The organism is Longimicrobium sp. (genome assembly GCF_036280135.1).
Lineage (GTDB): Bacteria > Gemmatimonadota > Gemmatimonadetes > Longimicrobiales > Longimicrobiaceae > Longimicrobium.
In genome coordinates this window covers 1-5,473 of record NZ_DASURI010000055.1, presented here as the reverse complement: position 1 = coordinate 5,473, position 5,473 = coordinate 1, and the positions used below count along the sequence as shown (strand labels likewise).

The window sequence follows — 5,473 nt, the reverse complement described above, 5'->3', positions numbered from 1 at the left end:
GGCAGCAGGCCGATGCCCAGCAGCACGATGGCCGCGCGCACGGGCAGGCCCAGGAACAGCGCGGGGTTCGCGGCATCCGCCCCCGGCATGGACAGCACGAGGGCAAAGCCGCCGGCCACGACGAGGAACGCCAGCGCCAGGGGCAGCTTTAGCCGGCCCAGCCCCCGGTCCGGCCGCGCGGCGCCCATGGCCGCGGCGGAGATCATCACCATGGCGGAGCCGATGGCCAGCGCCCACGCCGCCCACCCCGGCGGATCGCCGGGAAGAAAGGCCGAGGCATACGCGGCCGCGATGGCCACCGTGCCCGTGAGCAGGGCCAGGAGAGAGTTGCGTCGCGCCATCAGGGTTCCTGGTAAAGGGCTTCGAGCCGGTCGCGGTGCCGCTCGGCGATCACGGCGCGGCGCAGCTTGAGGGTGGGCGTAAGGTCGTCGCCTTCGAACGGCAGGTGCAGCAGGGCAAAGCGGCGCACCCGCTCGGGGTTGCTGAGCCCGGCGTTGATGCGGTCCACGGCCGCCTGGATGCTGGCGTACAGCCGCGGGTCATGGACGACGGACGGGTCGTCCGGGTCCGCCGCGTGCCGCCGCGCCCACGACTCCAGCTCCGGCCGGCTGAGCACCAGCAGCGCGCTCACGAAGCGGCGCCCCTCGCCGTACAGCATGGCCTGGTGAATCCACGGGTCCTGCGCCAGGGCGCTCTCGATGGGCAGCGGCGCGATCTTCTTCCCGTTGCTCAGGGCGATCAGCTCCTTCCTGCGCCCCGAGATCCGCAGGGCGCCGTGCGCGTCCACGCGGCCCAGGTCGCCCGTGCGCAGCCATCCGCCGTCGTCCGTGAACGCATCCGCCGTCTCGCGCGGCCGGCCGTGGTAGCCGCTGAACGTCAGCGCGCCGCGGCGCAGGAGCACCTCGCCGTCCTCCGCGATCCCCAGCTCCGTCCCCGGCATGGGTGGGCCCGCGTTGTCGAAGGCGTAGCGCGCCGGGCGATTGAAGACGGCGCACAGGTGCTCCGTCAGTCCGTATCCGCCCAGGATGGTGATGCCCAGCGCGTCCAGCATCTCCGCCACGTCCAGGGGGAGCGTGGCGCCGCCGCTGGTCGCCAGCCGCACCTCGCCGCCAAACAGCGCCCGCGCCCGGTCGTTAAGCGTTGCGCCCGCCGTCCGCCACGCGTCCTCCAGCCCGGGCGGCACGGGCTGGCCGGCGCGGCGCAGGCGCGAGCGCTCCGTCCCCAGCGTGAGCGTGCGCTCCCAGCGGTCTCGCTCGTCCCCCGCCGCCGTCAGCCTCTCCGCGCGCAGCACGTCCGCCGCCTTCTCGTAAAAGCGCGGCAGCCCGCCAAAGAGCGTGGGGCGAAACGCCTCCGCGGCCTTCCAGACGCGGGTGTGATCCGGCACCAGCCCCGCCTCCATGCCCACGAGAATGCGCGTGTAGAGGCCGAAGATGCGCTCTGCGCTGTGGCAGAACGGGAGAAAGGAGAGCGATCGGTCGCCCGCGTGCAGGCCCAGCGTGTCGCGGATGGACGCCGCCGAGGCGAGGATCGTCCGGTGCGAGAGCATGGCCCCCTTGGGCTCACCCGTCGATCCGGAGGTGTAGATGAGGATGGCCGTGTCGTCCGGGGACGCGTCGTTCGTCCGCTGCGCCAGGGTGTGGCCGATCTCCGGCACACCGCCCAGCGCCGCCTCGCCGTGGGCCATCCACTCCGCCCAGGCAATGACATCCATCCCGCCGTCCGCCTCCGTGGCGACCACCGTCCGCAGGCCGGACAGGTCGTGGCGCACGGCGCGCACCTTGGCCAGCTGCGCCGCCGTGTCGACGACGACGAAGGCCGCGCCGCAGTCCTCCAGCACCTGCCGCACCTGTCCCGGCGCGCTCGTGGGGTAGATGCCCACGGAGACGCCGCCGGCCATCAGCACGCCCAAGTCGGCCACGGGCCACTCCAGCCCGTTGCCGGCCAGGATGGCCACGTGCTCGCCCGGGCGGTGCCCGTTGGCCACGAGCGCCGCCGCGAACGCGCGTGCCCGCTCCGCCCAGGCGCGCCACGTCAGCGTCTCGTCGCGCGGGGCGCCACCGGCGGCGAGCAGACGGAGGGCCGGCCGGTGTCCGTCCGCGCGGACGCGCTCCAGGAACAGGGTGACGGCCGTGTCGGACATCATGCGCGCCCGTCCCCGTTCGGTGCGCGATCGGCCGATCCACCGCCGTTCGGCCCGTTGCGCGTCCAGCGCAGGGCCACGCAGCCCATGGACAGCCCCGCGCCGGAGCCCGTGAGCACGACGAGGTCGCCCGGGTGCAGGCGGCCGGCGCGCGCGGCGTCGTCCAGGGCCATGGGCAGGCAGGCAGAGCCAGTGTAGCCCCACTTGTCCATCACTGTATGTGCTTTGGACATCGGCAGATCGAGCCGGTCCATCACCATCTCGATCGTGGAGCGGTTGACCTGTGTCCACAGCCAGAGGTCGACGTCCGCCACGTCCTCGCCGATGCGGCCCAGCACGGAGCGGACGATGCGCGGCCATCCCTCCTCGTTCACCTCTTTGGGATACTTGCGGACGAAGCGCAGCCGGTTGCGCACGCCGGCGTCCAGCACGTCGTGGGTGATGGGCTCCGCCGTGCCGCCGGCGAACACGCCCATCCCGTCCGACAGCGACCCGTCCGCCGCCAGCTCCGACGCCAGGATCCCCGCCTGCTCCGACGCCTCGAGGACGATTGCGCCCGCGCCGTCGGCGAAGATGGTCACCGTCTTCTTGTCCGCGGGGTCCAGGAACTTGCTCATGGCGTAGACGGCCACGACGAGCACGCGGTTGTATCGGTCGTCGGCGCGCAGGTACTTCCACGCCACGTCCAGCGCCGTCGCGAACCCCGCGCAGGCGCTGTTGACGTCGAAGGTGCCGGCGTCCGGCCGCAGCCCCAGGCGCCCGTGCAGGACGGACGCGGTGGCGGGAGATACGTACTCCGGCGTGTCGGTGGAGACGATGAGCAGGTCGATATCGGACGGCCGCAGCCCCGCGTCGTCCAGGGCGCGGGAGGCGGCCTGCTCAGCGAGGTCGGCGGTGGACTCGTTCGATGCGGACCAGCGGCGCTCGCGGATGCCGAGCGTGTTGCGGACGAAGTCGTCCACGTCCTCGCCCAGCGCGGCGCTGAGCTCCGCGTTGGTGACGACCCGTTCGGGCACGTGGCTGCCGGTACCGGTGATGACCGCGTTACGGAACACGTCAGTGCGAAAGTGCGAAAGTGCGAAAGTGCGAAAGTGCGAAATGCGGGAGTCTACGCGACGAGCCCCCGTCGCGCGAAACATGCGTGTGCTGATACGTATAACCACCCGGGCGGACTACGTCCTGCCGTCCCGCTATTCCCTATTCCCTGTTCCCTATTCCCTCGACCCGGCCGGTCGTCCCCCGCACCACAAGCCGCACCGGCAGAGGCTTCCCTGGCCGCGGGGTCCAGGTCTCGTCGTCCAGCTGGCGGATAAGGAGCCGCGCGGCGCGGGCGCCCAGCTCGCGGGCGGGGATGCGAACGGTCGTCAGCTCGGGCGTGAGCACGCGCGCCAGCTCGATGTCGTCGCATCCCACGATGCTCATCTCCCCCGGCACCGCGATCCCCGCCGTCAGGCAGGCCTTGAGCGCGCCGGCGGCCAGCAGGTCCGTGGGGCAGAACACGGCCGTGGGCCGCTCGTCCCGCGGCAGGGCCAGCAGGGCGCGCATGGCCTGCACGCCTCCCGCGACGGTGGGCATCACGCGCCGCAGCCGGTCGCTTGAAAGGCCCAGCCCCGCCGCGCGCAGGGCCTGGAAAAAGCCTCGCTCCCGCATGCGGAACGTGTAGACGTCGATGGCCGGGCCGATGAACGCGAACCGCGTGTGGCCCAGCCCCAGCAGGTGCTCCGCGGCCAGCCGTCCCGCCTGGGGCGCGTCGCTGGCGACGCCGGGAAAGCGCTCCGACGGCTCGTCCACCAGCACGACCTTCAGGTCCGCCAAGTCCGCCTCGGGCAACGCCAGCGCGCCGAAGCCCTCCAGGATGAGCCCGTCCACCTGCCGGGCCCGCAGCGCGTCCAGGTGCCGGCCGGGCGAGGTTTCGCGCACGTCGCCGGGGAGCACGGCGTATCCCGCCTCGGCGGCCACGCGCTGCACGCCCGTCACCACGTCCATGAAGAACGGGTTGCTCAGGTCCGGCACCACCACGCCCAGCGCGTACGACTTTCGCTGCACCAGGGCGCGGGCCACGATGTTGGGCCGGTAGCCCAGCTCGCCCGCCGCGCGCACCACCCGCTCGCGTGTCTGCGCCGACACCCGCGCCCGGGGATTTCCGCCCAGCACCAGCGAGACGGTCGCCTGCGAGACGCCGGCCCGGCGGGCGACGTCATGCGTGGTCACGCGGCGGGTCTCGGAGGGCGGGTTGGCTCGTCGCATAGTCGATACGTATTAGCTAATACGTATTGGCAGCGGGCGCAAGGGGTTTTGTTCAGAAGGTGGGCGTGGAGGGGCGGAGCTGCGGGGTACGGGGACAGCCTGCAACTGCAGGGAATAGGGAACAGGGAATAGGGAATAGCCAGCAACGGCAGGGGCTCGACTTCCCGATGATGAGCCGGATCGAAGTCTACACCCTCTCCCGCGCAGTTTGCGGGAGAGGGCCGCGAGGAACGAGCGGGGTGAGGGCCTCGAGCGGGGTGAGGGCCGCGAGGAACGAGCGGGGTGAGGGCCTCGAGCGGGGTGAGGGCCTCGAGCGGGTGAGGGCCCCGGGGGTCCGCGCATTGCAGAGGGGCACGCGGCCGGCGGGCGGACGACGGTGCCATCCGGTGCGCGGACCACGACTTACGGAACCGAGGAGCGGCAGATGCGGAAGACGATGCACACCCTCGCGGCGGCCCTGGTGCTCGCCGCCACGGCGGCCTGCGGCGGCAGCGACGAGGGCGACGTAAAGGACGTGCCGGGCGTGGACGCCTCCGGCACCGCCGATACCGAGATCTTCACGGACAGCCCCGACACCACGGGCGTCCCCACCGCCGCGCAGGGCGGCACCATGGCCGACAGCACGCCCATGGGCGGCGGCGGCGCCATGGGCAACTCCTCGGCGGAACCCGGCGGCGCCGGCAACGGCGGAACGGGCGCGGCCGGCGGGACGACCACGGGCACGCCCTGATCCACGCTCGCTTGCGGGGGCGGCGGCCGGTGACGTAGAGTTCCGGGATGGAAAAGCTCCTGGAATCCGGCATTCTCGTTACGCTCCTGGTCGCCGTGGGCGCGCTGTACGCGGCGGTGGTGATCTGGAAGTCGTTCGAGTACCTGCTCTCCGAGCACCGCCGCCGCCGCGACAACCCGCCGCCCCCGGACCATCCGGACGGCCCCTGAACTCGTTGGATGATGACGACCGGCCCGCCTCGATTCGCGTCGAGGCGGGCCGGTTTTGTTCGCGCGAAGTCCGAGGGCAGCGCGCTGCCGCAGTTCTCCCTTCCCCCGCCAAGCGGGGGCAGGGGGCAGGGGGTCGGGGGGAGGGGG

5 protein-coding genes and 1 pseudogene are annotated in these 5,473 nt (G+C 72.5%); 2 read left to right on the top strand and 4 right to left on the bottom strand.

Annotated features, from left to right (window positions below; all coding sequences use genetic code 11):
- From VFZ20_RS01910 to VFZ20_RS01895, 4 genes and pseudogenes are all read right to left on the bottom strand, one after another.
- Nucleotides 1–341, bottom strand: a pseudogene (locus tag VFZ20_RS01910) (hypothetical protein); the annotation flags it as partial.
- Nucleotides 341–2,143 carry an AMP-dependent synthetase/ligase gene (locus VFZ20_RS01905; RefSeq protein WP_329682123.1) on the bottom strand — a complete coding sequence of 601 codons (1,803 nt, stop codon included), beginning with the start codon at nucleotides 2,141–2,143 and terminating at the stop codon, nucleotides 341–343. The gene VFZ20_RS01905 and the pseudogene VFZ20_RS01910, both read right to left, overlap by 1 nt.
- Entirely contained in the window at nucleotides 2,140–3,195 is a 1,056-nt protein-coding gene (locus VFZ20_RS01900) for a ketoacyl-ACP synthase III (RefSeq protein WP_329682122.1), read from the bottom strand. Before VFZ20_RS01900 ends, VFZ20_RS01905 begins: the two co-directional genes overlap by 4 nt.
- 142 nt (nucleotides 3,196–3,337) lie before the next feature.
- The gene (locus VFZ20_RS01895) at nucleotides 3,338–4,351 is read right to left on the bottom strand and encodes a LacI family DNA-binding transcriptional regulator (RefSeq protein ID WP_329682121.1); all 1,014 of its coding nucleotides are present in this window, start codon (nucleotides 4,349–4,351) and stop codon (nucleotides 3,338–3,340) included.
- A 460-nt stretch (nucleotides 4,352–4,811) separates the two neighbouring features.
- Here VFZ20_RS01895 and VFZ20_RS01890 point away from each other — a divergent pair, with 460 nt between their 5' ends.
- Nucleotides 4,812–5,117: a hypothetical protein gene (locus tag VFZ20_RS01890; RefSeq protein WP_329682120.1), complete on the top strand. Its 306-nt coding sequence runs from the start codon at nucleotides 4,812–4,814 to the stop codon at nucleotides 5,115–5,117.
- A gap of 47 nt (nucleotides 5,118–5,164) precedes the next feature.
- A complete protein-coding gene (locus VFZ20_RS01885; protein WP_329682119.1) occupies nucleotides 5,165–5,326 on the top strand; it encodes a hypothetical protein in 162 nt (53 codons plus the stop codon).
- Nucleotides 5,327–5,473: the final 147 nt, after the last annotated feature.

Bases quoted from the DNA above. Each gene is read 5' to 3' on its own strand.
- VFZ20_RS01905 (WP_329682123.1), bottom strand. From the start codon at position 2,143: ATGATGTCCGACACGGCCGTCACCCTGTTCCTGGAGCGCGTCCGCGCG.
- VFZ20_RS01890 (WP_329682120.1), top strand. From the start codon at position 4,812: ATGCGGAAGACGATGCACACCCTCGCGGCGGCCCTGGTGCTCGCCGCC.
- VFZ20_RS01885 (WP_329682119.1), top strand. From the start codon at position 5,165: ATGGAAAAGCTCCTGGAATCCGGCATTCTCGTTACGCTCCTGGTCGCC.